Annotated in this window: 18 protein-coding genes and 1 riboswitch; of the genes, 7 read left to right on the forward strand and 11 right to left on the reverse strand. The window is 68.2% G+C overall.

Translation table 11 applies throughout. The annotated features are described in order from the left end of the window. Position 1 precedes the first annotated feature (1 nt). Positions 2-232 (forward strand): DUF397 domain-containing protein, encoded by a 231-nt coding sequence (locus ACWIGI_RS18520; RefSeq protein ID WP_454203615.1) that lies wholly within the window; start codon positions 2-4, stop codon positions 230-232. 44 nt (positions 233-276) lie between these two features. On the opposite strand, the gene ACWIGI_RS18525 is transcribed toward ACWIGI_RS18520, so the two are convergent. The 9 genes from ACWIGI_RS18525 to cofD form a co-directional block, all read right to left on the reverse strand. Next, entirely contained in the window at positions 277-723 is a 447-nt protein-coding gene (locus ACWIGI_RS18525; RefSeq protein WP_454203616.1) for a 6,7-dimethyl-8-ribityllumazine synthase, read from the reverse strand. Between the two features lie 77 nt (positions 724-800). Then, positions 801-966: riboswitch (FMN riboswitch) on the reverse strand. Between the two features lie 83 nt (positions 967-1,049). Beyond that, on the reverse strand, positions 1,050-1,433 hold the full coding sequence (locus ACWIGI_RS18530; RefSeq protein WP_454203617.1) for a hypothetical protein: 384 nt from the start codon (positions 1,431-1,433) through the stop codon (positions 1,050-1,052). 105 nt (positions 1,434-1,538) lie between these two features. Further along, complete coding sequence (locus tag ACWIGI_RS18535) at positions 1,539-2,063, reverse strand: hypothetical protein (protein WP_454203618.1); 525 nt, start codon at positions 2,061-2,063, stop codon at positions 1,539-1,541. A gap of 22 nt (positions 2,064-2,085) precedes the next feature. After that, on the reverse strand, positions 2,086-3,477 hold the full coding sequence (locus tag ACWIGI_RS18540) for a hypothetical protein (RefSeq protein ID WP_454203619.1): 1,392 nt from the start codon (positions 3,475-3,477) through the stop codon (positions 2,086-2,088). 1 nt (position 3,478) lies between these two features. Beyond that, complete coding sequence (locus ACWIGI_RS18545) at positions 3,479-3,778, reverse strand: WXG100 family type VII secretion target (protein ID WP_354987337.1); 300 nt, start codon at positions 3,776-3,778, stop codon at positions 3,479-3,481. 13 nt (positions 3,779-3,791) lie between these two features. Continuing rightward, positions 3,792-4,124 carry a WXG100 family type VII secretion target gene (locus tag ACWIGI_RS18550; RefSeq protein WP_354987336.1) on the reverse strand — a complete coding sequence of 111 codons (333 nt, stop codon included), beginning with the start codon at positions 4,122-4,124 and terminating at the stop codon, positions 3,792-3,794. A 70-nt stretch (positions 4,125-4,194) separates the two neighbouring features. Then, positions 4,195-4,713: an NUDIX hydrolase gene (locus ACWIGI_RS18555; RefSeq protein WP_454203620.1), complete on the reverse strand. Its 519-nt coding sequence runs from the start codon at positions 4,711-4,713 to the stop codon at positions 4,195-4,197. Between the two features lie 139 nt (positions 4,714-4,852). Further along, positions 4,853-6,202 (reverse strand): coenzyme F420-0:L-glutamate ligase, encoded by a 1,350-nt coding sequence (locus ACWIGI_RS18560; protein ID WP_454203621.1) that lies wholly within the window; start codon positions 6,200-6,202, stop codon positions 4,853-4,855. Beyond that, entirely contained in the window at positions 6,199-7,158 is a 960-nt protein-coding gene (cofD, locus tag ACWIGI_RS18565) for a 2-phospho-L-lactate transferase (protein ID WP_454203671.1), read from the reverse strand. Before cofD ends, ACWIGI_RS18560 begins: the two co-directional genes overlap by 4 nt. A gap of 625 nt (positions 7,159-7,783) precedes the next feature. On the opposite strand from cofD, the gene ACWIGI_RS18570 reads away from it, so the two are divergent. Continuing rightward, the gene (locus ACWIGI_RS18570; protein WP_033089244.1) at positions 7,784-8,011 is read left to right on the forward strand and encodes a WhiB family transcriptional regulator; all 228 of its coding nucleotides are present in this window, start codon (positions 7,784-7,786) and stop codon (positions 8,009-8,011) included. 59 nt (positions 8,012-8,070) lie between these two features. On the opposite strand, the gene ACWIGI_RS18575 is transcribed toward ACWIGI_RS18570, so the two are convergent. Beyond that, on the reverse strand, positions 8,071-8,550 hold the full coding sequence (locus ACWIGI_RS18575) for a metallopeptidase family protein (protein ID WP_354987333.1): 480 nt from the start codon (positions 8,548-8,550) through the stop codon (positions 8,071-8,073). Between the two features lie 274 nt (positions 8,551-8,824). Here ACWIGI_RS18575 and ACWIGI_RS18580 point away from each other — a divergent pair, with 274 nt between their 5' ends. The 5 genes from ACWIGI_RS18580 to ACWIGI_RS18600 all read left to right on the forward strand — a co-directional run bounded on the left by ACWIGI_RS18580 (position 8,825) and on the right by ACWIGI_RS18600 (position 14,334). Beyond that, on the forward strand, positions 8,825-9,226 hold the full coding sequence (locus tag ACWIGI_RS18580; protein ID WP_454203672.1) for a DUF3499 domain-containing protein: 402 nt from the start codon (positions 8,825-8,827) through the stop codon (positions 9,224-9,226). Between the two features lie 68 nt (positions 9,227-9,294). Next, a complete protein-coding gene (locus tag ACWIGI_RS18585; RefSeq protein WP_454203622.1) occupies positions 9,295-10,671 on the forward strand; it encodes a phosphomannomutase/phosphoglucomutase in 1,377 nt (458 codons plus the stop codon). 72 nt (positions 10,672-10,743) lie between these two features. Continuing rightward, positions 10,744-11,928, forward strand: a complete 1,185-nt coding sequence (locus ACWIGI_RS18590) for a tobH protein (RefSeq protein WP_454203623.1) — start codon at positions 10,744-10,746, stop codon at positions 11,926-11,928. Beyond that, positions 11,928-13,163: a mannose-6-phosphate isomerase, class I gene (manA, locus tag ACWIGI_RS18595; protein WP_454203624.1), complete on the forward strand. Its 1,236-nt coding sequence runs from the start codon at positions 11,928-11,930 to the stop codon at positions 13,161-13,163. Before ACWIGI_RS18590 ends, manA begins: the two co-directional genes overlap by 1 nt. Before the next feature lie 250 nt (positions 13,164-13,413). Continuing rightward, positions 13,414-14,334, forward strand: coding sequence for a cation diffusion facilitator family transporter (locus ACWIGI_RS18600; protein ID WP_454203625.1), 921 nt, complete (start codon positions 13,414-13,416; stop codon positions 14,332-14,334). A 5-nt stretch (positions 14,335-14,339) separates the two neighbouring features. Here ACWIGI_RS18600 and ACWIGI_RS18605 read toward each other — a convergent pair whose 3' ends face one another. Beyond that, a complete protein-coding gene (locus ACWIGI_RS18605) occupies positions 14,340-15,806 on the reverse strand; it encodes a phytoene desaturase family protein (protein ID WP_454203626.1) in 1,467 nt (488 codons plus the stop codon). Positions 15,807-15,850: the final 44 nt, after the last annotated feature.

Here is a 15,850-nt window from a genome sequence, read left to right on the forward strand (position 1 = left end):
GATGCACAATCTGTCCGGCACGGACCCGAGGGTCAAGGACGCCGAATTCCGCAAGAGCCGCCGCAGCGGGAACGGGCCGGACTGTGTAGAGGTTGCGTTTCTGGCCGATGGCAATGTCGCTGTGCGGCACTCCAAAGCACCGAACGGCCACGTGATCGTCTACACGCCCGGCGAGTGGGACGCGTTCACGGCGGGTGTGAGCGACGGGGAGTTCGACCGGCCGTCCGCCTGACGGCCGTGGGCGCACGCAATTCGGCGCGCGCCCACGGCTCGCGGTCAGTTCGCGGTCACCGGCTCCAGGGCCAGGGTGGCGGCGATCGCGTTGGCCAGCTCGGTGCCCTTCACCACGAAGTGGCGGGTGAAGTAGTCGCGGTGTTCGGCGTGCTCGTGGAAGTGGTGCGGGGTCAGCACCGCGGAGAACACCGGGACGTCGGTGTCGAGCTGCACCCGCATGAGGGCGTCGACGACGGTGCCCGCGACGAAGTCGTGGCGGTAGATGCCGCCGTCGACCACCAGCGCGAGGCCGGCGATCGCCGCGTAGCGGCCGCTGGTGGCCAAACGCTTTGCCTGCAGCGGGATTTCGAAGGCGCCGGGCACCTCGATGACGTCGATCTCGTAGCCCCGGTCCGCGAGCCCGATGCGGGCGGCCTCCACGGCCTGCCCGACGATCTCGCTGTGCCACTGCGCGGCGACCAGAGCGATGCGGCTAGAGATGGGTGACATGTCCTGCTCCTGTTCGTGTTGTCACCCAGGGCAAGACGACACGAACGCCCCGCCGCCGTAGCGCAGGAACACCCGTGTCGCGTTCTCTTCCATCCGGACTATGACCGTCGGCTCCGGGTTCACACCGGAATCTGCTGACCCGCCCTGTCCGAGGACAACGCGGCGCTCGCGGGCCCGTGCGCCCGGGTCGGTCCGGACACCATCACCGCCGGTAGGGACTTCCACCCCGCCCTGAGAACGTGTACCCGCCGAACTCTATGCGCTCACATACTCCCGATCAACACGGACTCCACTCTGTGGAAACGACCGCGAGAATCTCGGGGTAGCTAGCTGCTCTCCGCCTGTCTCCAGCGCGCCAAGTCCTGAGTAATCGGCCCGGAATCGGGCACCCTGAACCACCACCAGCCACGGTCCGTGACATCGAGGTTCGAGACCGCGGCCATCCGCTTGCCCGAATCCTCCACGGTGATGGACAAGTATCTGTCATCGGCTTCGGCAGCGAAGGCGATCATTCTGCTGCCAACGTCAGCAGGCAGCACCCGTATGGCGTCCTGCAAACGATCGCGAATCAAAAGGGCAGCACAGAAGTCGTACTCGTTCCACACCGTGCGGTCCGACCAGGGCAGCTCCCTGTCTCGATCGATCTTCTCGACATGCGCGGCCCAGGCATTCGCGAACTGGATTGCGTCACGCTCATGTCCCGCTTCCAAATTTATAGGGTGAGCTTTGATTTCCAATAGCTCTCTATCACCGTCGAGTCATCTCTCTACTACGACACCGAAGCTGGCGAATACAAAACGTTCAACCGCAGCCGGTCAGTCATCGGTAGCGACAACCAACAAGAGTTCAAGACGAGCCCGATCGATGATAACGAACTCATGGAACGCCTGATGGATGTCCGAAAAATCGCTGCGCAGGCGATTCGGCAAATCATCGAGCGTGTATATCGTCGAGCATGGCGCCTCGAGTCGATCAACAACCAGTTTCTGCACAGCGCTTCGGAGTGTTGGCGGCATTTCACCGCAGGCTTCCAGCCAGCCCTTTAGGATCTGCACCGCACGCTGACCGTTCGATGCGCTGTACGAGTCAACCGAAAGACCGCTGAGCAGATACGGACCATGGACGATACCCTGCGGATCAACCCCACCCCCCACGTAGTCGTCGCGATACTCGACAGTCTTCATTACCGCAGCAATCAGCTGCTGGTCGGCCATCTCAACGTTGTCGAACTTGTAATTTTTGATGGCAATCCACTGGAAGCAGTGATGTCCGCCGGGCCCGAATTCGAATGTGCGAAAGTTTATGAAACTACGATCGATATACTCGATGCCGGATTCCATCGATCCCCTCTTTCCAGATAATCTAATTCTGCGGAATATGCCAACGCTTGATGTCCACACCTGGCACGTTGTTGAAGTCTATGGTCGCACCTCCGGAATCACTGAATGGACGGTAGGTAACCGTGACCTTCGGGTCGCTGGACAGCTTCCACACCTCGATGTCACCTTTCGGAGTGGCCTGTACCTGAGGATCGCCGAGCTTGGCCTTGAGGTCTGCTCTCCCCTGGTCGATCTGCTCCTGGGTGACCATTTGGACGCCTTTGGCATCCTCTTGCCCGAGCAGGTTTCCATCGGCGTCGGTGACTATGTCCTTGACCGCTTCCGCGGCAGCTTCGAGAGATCCGGCGGCGGTCGCGCCGCCCGAAGTCGTGTCAGGCTTGCCATCTCCGTCCATGCTGTCGATCGCGACCTTGATCGCGAGGATGGTGGCCAGGGTGCCGGTGAGCGTCTGGATGCTCTTGGCGGTGTTGAAGGCGGTGACGACACCCACCGCATTGGGACCGAGGCGGCCCAGCAAGCCGATGATGCGGATGAGTTTGCTGCCTTCGTAGGCGGTACGGCAGGCGGTCAGGGTGTTGGCGATGATCGCGCTGATGCCGCCGGCGGCCGCGGCGCCGCCTCCGCCGAAAGTGAAGCAGGCGGCGATAACCCCGACCACGGCGGTGACCGTGACCCCGATGATCGCCGTGCTCAGAATCGTGCTGATGGCACTGCGTACCTCGGACGTGCCGGTGCTGTAGTCCTCGACGGCGGTGCCGATGGACAGCCCGGCTGCCGCCAGGTCCGTTGCACCTTGGCGCAGACTTCCCAGCTGAGCGAGCAAAGTGTCCTTGTTCGGATCGCTCAGGGTCTCGAACAAGGCGATGACGGTGCCGACGCTGTCCGCCGCGCCGGTGACCGCGGCGTTGCTGTTGAAGGTCTTCCAAGCCGACGCCGCGGCGGCGAGCCGATCGGTGTCGCCGTTGGGCAGCGCGCCGAGCTCGTCGCGGATCTTGTCGACGAATCTGTTGTAGAGATCGGAGTCACCGTCACGCTGCTCGGCGCCCAGGCCATTGGCACCAGTCGCGGCCGGCATATCCATTTCGGTGTCGTAGTAGAGCGAGGATTCGACGGGTTTTTCCGGCATGTTGGTCGGGCGTTGGCTGACCGCGTAGTTCCAGCCGTACGCGTAGAGCACGTCGCCGTAATGCGCGATCGCGTTGACCAGAGCGGCGGCGGACCGCGTGAAGTCCGCGGCGGCGGTGTCGTATTCCTGAGCCCACTGCAAACAACCTGGTGCGTCACCGGCCATACCTTTGCAATTGTGCACAAGGGTTGAATGCAGCGGACCGAAAGCCAGCGACAGTTCACCCGCGAGATCGTGACACTTCTTGCCCGCCGCATACGCCACACCCCATTCGATGCGGATCGCCATGTCAGGACCCGCCGAGCATGCGGCTGTTGAGATCCACCGCGCGCTGAATCCGTTCGTGTGCCAGGCGCGCGGCCTCCTGCGCGGTACTCACTCCCGCGGCGAACTCACGAGCCTTCGTCGCCCACGTTTGATGGGCTTCCGAATACGCCTGCGCGGCTGCGGAATTCCATACTCCCGGCCCCAAGCCCGCAACCGTGGTATCGATCGCGTCGAGCTGGTCGGTGATGAATCCCGCGAGCGCGGACAAACGCGCGACTATGCCATCGAGTTGATCGAGATCAACCCGGAAACCGTCTTCCATGCCCCCCGGCCCTTCACATGTTCAGATTGGTCAACTGCACGGTCGAGACCTCTTCGGTCTGTTCATACGTGTTCGCGGCCGCACCGAGCTTGCCCGCCAGCGAATCGAGCGTCGAAAGAATCGCGAGACCACTGTCGCGGGTTTGGGTCCAGCCGTTGGTGAACCGTGTCGCCGCGGGGCCGGCCCAGTCGGCGTCCAGGAACGAATCCACCTCGCTGCCCGCCGATTCCAGCGCGCTGCGCAGATCCACCGCGGCCTTCGATACCAATTGTCCGATCGCACGTACCGCCGCCGGAGTCACGTCCACCCCGGTTCCAGCGGTCGTCGAATCCCCCTCGACCCCCATGGACGGGAACGCTAACCGACCGACCGGGCATTGTCGACTCGGGCGTCGACCACGGTCGGCCGGATGCCGATCAGCGGAGCAGGACGTCCGCGTCCGGGGGTAGGGCGTTCACCGGCCAGAAGCGGAGGTCGGTCGACTCCGCGCTGCGGACGGGGACCGCGCCGGGCGGGGCGGTGATCTTGAACAGGAGGTCCAGGTGGCGGGTCGGGACGCCGAGGGAGCAGGTGATGGGGTGGGCCTGGGCTGCGTAGAGGCCGGGGTGGAGGTGGAGGCCGGGGATCCCGGACTCCTCGGTGGCCTCGCGGTAGGCCGCGTCGGACACCGACTCGTCGGATTCCTCGCAGTGGCCGCCCAGCTGGATCCAGCGGCCCACGCGGGGGTGCAGGGTCAGCAGGACCTCGGACTCGTCGTGGGACAGGACTATCGCCGACGCGGTGATGTGGCCGGCGGCGTGCTCGCGCAGGCAGCCGCGGGGGGCCGAGCCGAGGAACGCGAGCATCGCCTCACGCAGGGAGGAGTCCGGTCCCGTTGCGGGGGACCACTTTTCGAGCAGTTCGGTGGCTGAACGGTGCAGGGATTCAGCGCTCACGGTTCCACCGCCCCCGTGCCGCGCGCCGCGAGTTCGGCACTTGCCCCACACAAAGACTCCGGACGGGTGGGGTGTAGCCGATGTCCGCTATCGCGGGTGGCCCCCGAGCCGCACACACCCGGCGCCCGGCGCCCCGTGCTCACAGCTCCACCAGCCCGGTGCCGGGGTCGCGAGCAGCGCGAGGTGCGAGCTCCTCCAGGGGATAGCCGATCGCGATGGCCCCCAACGGATTCCAGTCCGACTCCAGACCCAGCACCTCGCGAGTCAACTCGGGAGCGAAGATCGTCGAGCCGATCCAGCAGCTACCCACGCCCTTGGTCGCCAGCGCGACCAGCAGACCCTGCACCGCCGCGCCGACCGCGACGTTGAACATGGTCGCCTCGTGCCCGCGCCGGCGCTCGTCCGGATAGTCGTGCGCGCCGTCCGGCACACAGAACGGGATGATCACCTCGGGGGCGTCGAACAGGATGCGCCCGCGCGCGACCCGGCGTTCGACCCGGTCGGGATCGAGCCCGTCGGCGCGCAGATCCGCACGCCACTTCTCGGCCATGGCCTCGAGCAGCCGCTCGCGCAGCGCCCGATCGCGCAGCCAGACGAACCGCACCGGGCGGGTGTGGTGCGGCGCGGGCGCGGTCAGCGCCTCCCCCACCGCGGCCCGGATGATCGTGGGTTCGACCGGCGCGGCGGCGAATTGCCGCACCGACCGCCGCACCAGGAGCGCCTGCGAGCGCCCGAGCTCGATGGCCTCCTGGGTCCCGAGCCAGAACAGATCCTCGACCCCGCGCCGCGGCAGATCCGCGGCGGTGGAACCGTCGTCGGTGTAGTCGAGCCCGCGCACCACCGCGATCGGCACCCCGCCGAGTTTGCCCTTCACCAGGTCCGCGGCCGCGGCCAGTTCGTCGGCGATCGCGACCAGGGTGACGTGCAGTTCGTTGCCCTGCCCGTCGATCGCGCCGTCGTAGTCGTGCAGCACCCGCACGCCGGAGGAGCCGATGGCGGCGTCGATCTGGCCGTTGCGCCACGCCCGCCCCATGGTGTCGGTGACGACCACGGCCACCCGCACGCCGAGCCGGTCGGCGAGCGCGGTGCGCAGGGCCTTGGCGCTGCCGTCGGGATCGACCGGCAGCAACACCAGTTCACCGGATTCCACATTGGACCCGTCGATGCCGGAGGCCGCCTGCACGATGCCGAGCTTGTTCTCGGTGATCAGGGTGCGGTTCTTCTGCGCCAGTACGCGAACCGCCTCCTGCCGCACCAGTTCCCGGCGCGCGGCGTCGCGCTCCTCGGGATCGGTGGGCGCGGCCACGATCCGGCCCTCGACCTTGGAGACGATCTTGCTGGTGACCACCAGCACGTCCCCGTCCCGCAGCCAAGGTGCCTGTGCCGCAACGTGTTCGGCGATATCGTCACCCGGCCGGAACTCGGGCAGACCGGTGATGGGCAGTATGCGGAGTTCGCCTCCGGCCGCGTGATCGTGCACGCCGCTCATGGTTTCACGCCCGCGAGGTCCAGGACCTGTTCGACCATCCGCGCCGTGGTGGCGGGATCGGTCATGAGCAGCGGCACCGAGCGGACCTCGACGCCGGGGATCTCGGCGGTATCGCCGGAGTGCACGAGCCAGCCGTCCAGGATTCCGGTAGCCGACCGTGCGCCGAAGTGGTTGCCCACGGCCTCGGCACTGGTCTCCACCCCGATCACCGACAGACATTCATCGGCCATGCCACGCAAGGGCTTTCCGCCGACCACGGGCGACAGGCCGATCACCTTGGCGGTGGTGGTGCGCAGTGCGCCGCGAATGCCCGGAACCGCGAGTATGGCTCCGACGCTCACGACGGGGTTCGACGGGGCCAGAATGACCACATCGGCGGACTCTATGATTTCTGTCACACCTGGCGCCGGTTTTGCTTGTTCCGCCCCAATAGTCACAAATCCATGGGTCTCAACGTTCGCCCGGTACCGCACCCACCACTCTTGGAAATGGATCGCGCGACGTTCGCCAGGGTTCTCCGGGTCACCGATAACGACGTGTGTTTCACACCGATCGTCCGTTGCCGGCAGCAGCTTCACACCCGGCTGCCAGCGATTGCAGAGGGCATCGGTCACCGCCGAGAGCGGGTATCCCTGACGCAGCATTTCGGTCCGGATGAGATGGGTGGCGATATCGCGGTCGCCGAGCCCGAACCAATCGGGCTGCGCGTTGTATTTCGCCAGCTCCTCCTTGGCGTTCCAGGTCTCGTTCGCATGCCCCCAGCCGCGTTCGGGATCGATGCCCCCACCCAGCGTGTACATGCAGGTGTCCAGGTCAGGACAAATTCGGAGCCCGTGCATCCAGACGTCGTCGCCGACGTTCACAATGGCGGTCACATCGGCGCCGGGGACCAGCTCGCGCACGCCCTGCAGGAACCTCGCGCCGCCGACTCCACCCACCAGTACCGCAATCCGCAGACCGGTTCCGGGCGCGGTATCCGCTTGTTCTCGAGTCACATCCGCACAGCCTAAGCGGTACACGCGCGGACACACCCGGCAGGATATTTGCTGTGAATTTGCTACTTGATCTGCGGGAACCTCAGAAAATAGGGCCGCAGATGGTAACGGAATAGCTTCGGCGGCTTGACCACCGCCGCGCCCGGCGTGTCTAATCACAGGCATGTCATTCCGGGTCCCGCGAGAGCTCAAGGCGCGGACCACTTTTCGAACAACTGTTCGCATCGGAATGGCCAGCAGCTCGGGGATGGCCGCGGGACTACGTCGCGGTGTTGGGCCGTCGGTGGGATCGGGTCCGACGGATTAATCATTCTGCGCTAACACACAGTGAGGAGGCGGAGCGATGGCCGATGAGCTGGCCCCGTCAGGAATTCCGGGCGGTGTATCGCGAACCGATTCCCAAGCTGGCGCAGCTTCTGACTTCTGCGCCGACGTTTGGAACGGACACGAGGGGGGTGAACTGATGACGCCGCGCCCAGGCGGCGGTCAATGGGCTCGGGCGCAATACCAGCCCGAACCGCCCCGCCTGAGCCTGATCGTCACGGGCACCGATGAGGGGTTCGACAGCTTTTCCCGCGGGGGTCGCATGACCGAGGCGGAGCAGTGGCAGGAACGGGCGCTGTGCGCCCAGACCGATCCGGAGGCGTTCTTCCCCGAGAAGGGCGGCTCCACCCGCGAGGCCAAGCGCATCTGCCTGGGCTGCGAGGTTCGAGACGAATGCCTGGAATACGCGCTCGCGAACGATGAGCGCTTCGGCATCTGGGGCGGGCTCTCCGAGCGCGAACGCCGTCGCCTCAAACGCGGCATCATCTAGAGACGCCGGGCCCCTCGCACGAAAACTGTTGTAGCGAGGGGCTTTTCACACTCCCCCGACTACTCCGGCTCCGGGTCGATCACATCCGGATCGACCCCGAGATAGGTCGCGATCTGCTGAACGAGCACCTCGCGCAGCAGATCCACCAGATCGTCCGGATCCCCGGCGCGCAGCTCCAGTGGCTTGCGGAAGATCACGATGCGGGCGCGTGTCGCCTGACCGTAGCGGTCGACCCCTGCCGGGATGAGGCGCGACAGGGGCACCGGCCCGTCGGCCACCACCTCGTCCGGCCAGGTGACCGAATCCGGGTTCAGCGGACGGATTTTCGGCACGTCGTCCACCGCGATGTCGAGATTGGTGAGCTGATCGTGCCAGCGACTTTCCAAGGGCGCGAACGCTTCCAGCACCAACCGGTCGAACTGCTGACCGCGGGTGCGGCGAGCGGGCACGGTGGGCGGCAGCATCGGTCCACGCACACCCCGCCCGCGGCGGATGACAGACCGCGCCGTGGGGGCGGGTCGCTTACGTGAACGGGTCATACCTCGAATCTACTGTGTCCGATTGCCTCCGCTACGCTCCGGCGGTTCGCGGCCCCCGAAGCCCGGTTCTTCCCTCCCTCCGCTCCTCCGCTTCGCTCCCCCGCTCCACTCAGTCCAGAACCGGGCGGGCCGCGAACAGCGAAGGTGAGATGCCCGTCATGATCGGTTCAGGACGGGCACGAAACGCGACGTTGACCGGGTTGTGGCGTGTCCCATTGCGCGTGTCTGACCGCACGGAGGCCCCCGGAGGGTTACCCTGCTTGGCGTGATTCCCATGCGTCGTTGCTGCCGACCCGGCTGCAAGAACCCGGCCGTCGCGACGCTGACCTATGTGTACTCGGACTCCATGGCGGTGGTCGGGCCACTCGTCACCGTCGCCGAGCCGCACTCCTGGGATCTGTGTGAAACGCACGCATCCCGCATCACCGCTCCCAAGGGCTGGGAACTGGTCAAGCACGAGGGCGGTTTCTCCTCGGGTACGCCCGATGACGACGACCTCACCGCGCTGGCCGAGGCCGTCCGCGAGGCCGGATTGCGCCGTCGCGCACCCGAACCCGATCCACGCGGCTATTCCGACTATCCGGGCAGCGCGGGCCCCGCGGCCCAGCGCACCGGCCGCCCCGCGCGCACCGGGCGACGCGGTCATCTCCGGGTGCTGCCGGATCCGCCGAACTGACGCCGTGTCCGTATACAGCTCCCCGGCCGGGCGCCGAAGTCTCGGGCAGGCGGGATAGTGTGGTCGGCATGACAGTCGCCCGCTCCGCCGAGTCCGTGCACGCAGTCATCAAGGCGTATGACGTCCGCGGTGTCGTCGGCGAACAGATCGACGCGGCCTTCGTCGCCGATGTCGGCGGCTCGTTCGCCCGCCTCATGCGCGCCGAGGGCGCCGCCCAGGTGGTCATCGGCCACGATATGCGCGACTCCTCACCGGAATTGGCCGCCGCCTTCGCCGACGGCGTGCTCGCGCAGGGCCTGAACGTGGTGCACATCGGCCTGGCCTCCACCGACCAGCTGTACTTCGCCTCGGGCCACCTCGAATGCCCGGGCGCCATGTTCACCGCCTCGCACAACCCGGCCAAGTACAACGGCATCAAGCTGTGCCGCGCCAAGGCGCTGCCGGTCGGTCAGGACACCGGCCTTGCCACCATCAGCGACGAGGTCATCGCGGGCGTGCCCGCCTTCGACGGCCCGCGCGGCACCGCCACCGAACAGGATCTGCTCGCCGACTACGCGGCCTTCCTGCACAAGCTCGTCGACCTGAGCGCGAGCCGCCCGCTGCGCATCGCGGTGGACGCCGGCAACGGCATGGGCGGCTACACGGTGCCCGCCGTGCTCGGCACCGTCGGCCAATACGAGATCGAACCGCTGTTCTTCGAACTGGACGGCAACTTCCCCAATCACGAAGCCAATCCCCTGGATCCGAAGAACCTGGTGGATCTGCAGGCCTACGTGCGCGAGACCAAGGCCGACATCGGCCTCGCCTTCGACGGCGACGCCGACCGCTGCTTCGTGGTGGACGAGAAGGGCGACCCGGTCTCCCCCTCCGCCGTCACCGCGCTGGTGGCCGAGCGCGAGCTGGCCAAGGAGCCGGGTGCGACCATCATCCACAACCTCATCACCTCCAAGGCCGTGCCGGAGCTGGTGAGCCAGCTGGGCGGCAACCCGGTGCGGACCCGCGTCGGCCACTCGTTCATCAAGCAGCAGATGGCCTCGACCGGAGCGATCTTCGGCGGCGAGCATTCCGCGCACTACTACTTCCGGGATTTCTGGGGCGCCGACTCCGGCATGCTCGCGGCCCTGCACGTGCTCGCCGTCCTCGGCGAGAAGGACCGCCCGATGTCCGAGCTCGCGTCCGCGTATGCAACATACGCATCCTCCGGGGAGATCAACTCCACGGTGCCCGACGCCCAGGAACGGACGCTGGCCGTGCTCGAAGCGTTCGGCGCCCGCGCGAAGTCGGTGGATCGCCTCGACGGGGTGACCGTGCAACTGGCCGACGGCGCGTGGTTCAACCTTCGGGCCTCGAATACCGAACCGCTGCTGCGACTCAACGTCGAAGCCCGATCGCAGGAGGATGTAGACGGACTCGTAACCGAGATCCTGAGCATCGTCCGCGCCTGACTGGAATAGTGGAATCACAGAGCTTGGATTCGCCAGCGCCTGGTGACCTGTGAGGGGAGGTGGCAACGCCCGATGATCGCTGGGACACCGGTACTCGATCTCGATGACGTCGCCTCGCTGGAGGCAGCCGACGTCGCGGGCACACTGCGCTCGGCGGCGTCCGGCGGAGCCCAGGTACGGGCGACCGCGGCCGCACTGGCGGAGAACGCCCTGACGCGCCTGACCGAGCTGCGCCCGCGCAGCGTGGTCCTGGTGTCCGGCAGCGGCCGGGCCGCGAGAGCGGCCGCCCTGCTGGTCGCCGCCCTCGGCGACAGAACCAGCATGCCCGTGGTCACCTCGACCGCGATTCCGCCGTGGGTGGGACCGCTGGACGTGGTGCTGGTCGCGGGCGACGACGCGGGCGATCCCCGCCTGGCCGAAGCCGTGGATTTCGCGGTGCGCCGGGGCGCGGAGGTCGTGGTCGCGGCGCCGGACGAGGGTCCGCTGCGCGCCGCCGCGGCCGGGCGGGCGACGATGCTGCCGCCGCGCATCCCGGTGCTCGACCACAATCGCGTGCTGCGCTTCCTGGCCATCGGCATGGCCGTACTGGCCGCGGTCGATCCGCATCGCACGGGCCCGCTGGTGCCGGATCTGAACGCGCTCGCCGATCTGCTCGACGCCGAGGCGCTGCGCGACGGCCCGCAGCAGGAGGCCTTCCGCAATCCGGCCAAGACCCTGGCCACCCGCATGCAGCAGCGCAAGCGCCTGGTCTTCTCGGGCGATTCGCCCGCCACCACCGTGCTCGCCGCGCATTCGTCGGACGTGCTGCTGGCCGCGGCCGGACAGGTCGTCGCGGCCGCCGGGCTGGCGGAAGTCATTGCCGCGCACGGACGTCTGATCCAGGCCGCGGGTGTGGCCGATCCGGATTTCGATCCGCTCTTCCACGACGCGGAACTCGACGGGCCGCCGCCGGTCGAGCAGGTCCGCATCTTCGTACTCAGCGCCGAATCCGATCAGGTGACGGTGCGCAGACGGCTGGCGGTGTTCGGCTCCGACGCCGGACTCGTCGACGTCGATCTGGTGAATCTGGACGCGGAGGCCGCGGGTACCGCGCCGGCCGCGGAGGCGGCGGGGCAGGCCGTGCCCCCCGGTCGGGGCGGCGAGCTGGAACAGCTCGCGGTGCTGACGCTTCGAATCGAGATGGCGGCCGCGTATCTACGACTACTCGGTTCCCGCCCGGTCGCAGATCCGGGACGCTACGACGGGGGACACTACTAGTGCACGAACTCGTTGGTGCGCTGCGTTCTTACGCATGGGGTTCGCGCACCGCGCTCGCTCAGCTGTGCGGACGACCGGTTCCATCCGCGCATCCGGAGGCCGAACTCTGGTTCGGCGCGCATCCGGCCGATCCCGCGCAGGTGCGAATCAATGGACACAGCACCTCGCTGCTCGACGTGGTCAGCGCGAATCCGCAGCGCGAATTGGGCGCGGTCGCCGGTGAATTCGGCGGACGGCTGCCGTTCCTGCTGAAGATCCTGGCCGCGGAGGAAGCGCTCTCGCTGCAGGCCCACCCCAGCCTCGAACAGGCACAGGTCGGATTCCAGCGCGAGAACCGCGCGGGCATGCCGCTGGACTCGCCGCTGCGCAACTACCGCGACGAGAACCACAAGCCGGAACTGGTCGTCGCCCTGGATCGCTTCGAGGCGCTGGCCGGATTCCGCACCCCGACCCGGACCGTGCGACTGCTGCATGCGCTCGAGGTGCCCGAACTCGAGCCCTACGCCGAACTGCTCGCCGCCCAGCCCGATTCGGCCGGCCTGCGCACGCTGTTCACGACCTGGATCGCGCTGCCGCAGGCCAGCCTGAGCACGCTGCTGCCCAAGGTGCTGGACGGCTGCGTGCGCTACCTGTCCGGGCGCGACGAGGGCTCGCAGGACAAACGCCGCGAATTCACCGCCGAGATCCGGACCGCGCTGGAGCTGGCCGAGGCCTATCCCGGCGACGCCGGCGTGCTGGCGGCGCTGCTGCTCAACCGCATCACCCTGGAACCCGGCGAGGGCCTGTTCCTGGCCGCGGGCAACCTGCACGCGTATCTGCGCGGGGTCGGCGTGGAGATCATGGCCAACTCCGACAACGTGTTGCGCGGCGGGCTCACCCCCAAGCACGTGGACGTGCCGGAGTTGTTGCGGGTGCTGGACTTCGAACCGCTCGAGCTGCCCAAGGTGCAGCCGGAGGTGCTGGGCAACGGGGTCTTCCGCTACCGCACGCCCGCGTCCGAGTTCGTGCTCAGCCGGTTCGAGCTGGCGCCGGGCGACGAGCCGGTGCGGGTGCCGCACGCGGGCCCGGGCATCGCGCTGTGCACGCACGGCGCGGTCGGGCTGCTGCTCGGCAAGGATCAGCTGCGGGTCGAATGCGGGCGCGCGGCCTGGATCTCGGCCGCCGACGGCGAGATTCGGGCACGGGCGCTGGACGGCGCCGCACAGCTGTTCTACGCGGCGGTCAGCGAGAACTGAGCGGCCGAGCGCCCACCGACTCCGACGCCGACGCGGGCGCACACCGACGCCGGTTTGGGCACCTCACCCACGTGAAACAGGCGCGAAGCCGTGTGCCGTCTCGAGGCGGAGCGGACAGCGGCTGCGGCCCCGGCCCACGAACGCTCAGCCGCGTGCCGACGCCGTTATGCGGTGTGAATCCGGCATCGGAGTCCGCCGCGCCCGGCGACGCTACCGACACCGCGCCCGCGCCGTCGGTAGCGTCGTTCCCATGTCCGGTGACGAGAGTCGTAAGGCGGTCCTGGCGGCGTTCTCGGCGGACGCCGGAATCACGGTGGCGAAATTCGCGGGCGCGGTGATCACCGGCTCGTCGTCGATGTACGCCGAGGCCGTGCACTCGCTCGCCGACACCGCCAATCAGGGCCTGCTGCTGATCGGGCGCAAACGCGCGCAGCAGCCGCCGGATCAATTGCACCCCTTCGGGTACGGCCGCAACCGCTACTTCTACTCGTTCGTGGTGGCGCTGGTCATCTTCGCACTGGGCTCGCTGTTCGCCATCGACGAGGGCATCACCAAGATCCGGCATCCCGAGCATCTCTCGGACGCCGGGATCGCCATCGGCATCCTGGTCATCGCCATGGCGCTGGAGTCCTACAGCCTGTTCACCGCCCGCAACGCCTCGGCGCCGCTCAAGGGCCGCAAGAGCTGGTGGCGCTTCATCCGCACCACCCGCAATCCGGAACTTCCGGTGGTGCTGCTGGAGGATTTCGGCGCGCTCATCGGCCTGCTGCTGGCCTTCCTCGGCGTCGGCCTGACCGAGCTGACCGGCAATCCGATCTGGGACGGCGTCGGCACCCTGGGCATCGGCATCCTGCTCGGTTTCATCGCGATAGTGCTCATCGTGGAGATGAAGAGCCTGCTCATCGGCGAGGGCGCGACCCCCGACGAGGAACACCGGATTCGCGCGAACCTGGTGGACGGCACGCGGATCGACCGCGTCATCCACCTCAAGACCCAGTACCTGGCCCCGGATGATCTGCTGGTCGCCGCCAAGGTCGGCATGGCCCCGGACCTGGACCTGACCGGCGTGGCCCGGGCGATCGACGACGCCGAAGCCCGTGTCCGCGAAGCGGTCCCGGTGGCACGGACCATCTACCTCGAGCCGGACCTGTACCGCCCCGAGCCGAACTGACGGAGTCAGGCTCCGGCGAGCAGTTTCAGCGGGTCCGTGCGGATGCCGAACTCCCGGCGCAGGGCGTGGCGGGCCGCGAAGTAGCCGTTCATGCCGTGGACGCCGGGGCCGGGCGGGGTCGCGGCGGAGCAGAGGTAGACCCCGGGCAGCGGGGTGCGGTACGGATTCCAGCGGGGCACGGGGCGAAAGAGGGTCTGGCGCAGGGTGACCGCGCCCGCGGAGATGTCGCCGCCGACGTAGTTGGCGTTGTGGGCGGGCATCCGGGCGGCGGTGCGCACGTGGGTGGCGAGGATGAGATCGCGGAAGCCGGGGGCGAAACGCTCCACCTGGGCGATGATCTCGGCGCTGACGTCGCGCCGCGACCCGTGCGGGACGTGCGCGTAGGTGTAGAGGGTGTGCTGCCCGGCGGGCGCGCGGGTGTCGTCGACCACGCCGGGCTGGATCGCGAGCACGTACGGCCGGTCCGCGTGTTGTCCCGCGGCGACGGCCTTCTCGGCGGCCTCGGCCTCGGCGCGCGAGCCGACCAGGTGCAGGGTGCCCGCCCGATCGCAGCCGAGCCCCTGCCACGGCACCGGGCCGGACAGCGCGAAATCGACCTTGCACGCGGCGCCGCCGTAGCGGAAGTTCGCCAGTGCGCGGGTGTAGCGCCCGGGCAGCCGATCCCCCGCGACGCGCTGCAGTTCGGCCGGGGCGAGATCCAGCAGAACCGCTGACACGGAATCGAATTCGTCGATGTCGTCGACCCGGTGCCCGGTGTATATCTCGCCGCCGTGCGCGCGCAGATCGGCGGCCAGCGCGTCCACGATGGCCTGGCTGCCCCCGCGTGGCACCGGCCAGCCGCCCACGTGCGCCAGGGTCCCGAGCAGCAATCCCACACCCGCGCCGGGGATTCCGCGCGGCGGCCGGATGGCGTGCGCGGCGACACCGGTCAGCAGCGCCGGCGCGACGTCCTCCCGGAAGCGCAGATTCCACAGCGGCGACGCCTGTTCCAGCAGCCGGCGCGCGACCCCGATCTCGGTGCGCAGCAGGCCGTCCGGGCGGATCGGCGGCGGCCGCAGATCCGACATGATCAGCCCGACCACGTCCTCCCACTGCCGCACCAGCGGGCCGAACAACCGCCGCCACGCCGCGCCGTCACGACCGAGCCCGTCCACGGTATTGCCCAGATCGCGCCAGGCCAGCCCGGCCCGGCCACCGTCCAGCGGATGCGCGTAGGACACCTGCGGCGCAAGCAGTTCCACCCCGTGCGCGGGCAGGTCGAAGGCGCGCAGGAACGGCGAGGCCACCGCCATGGGATGCGCGCCCGCGCACAGATCGTGCCGGAAACCGGGCAGCGTGATCTCGGCGGTGCGGCAGCCGCCGCCGATCGTGTCGGCGGCCTCGTACACCTCGACCGCGAGCCCCGCCCGGGCCAGGATCACCGCCGCCGCGAGCCCGTTGGGCCCGGACCCCACCACCACCGCGTCAGCCATGTTCACAGCCTAGGCGCGTTCGGACGGCCGGAACCGGACCGTGG

The organism is Nocardia sp. NPDC055321 (assembly GCF_053645575.1).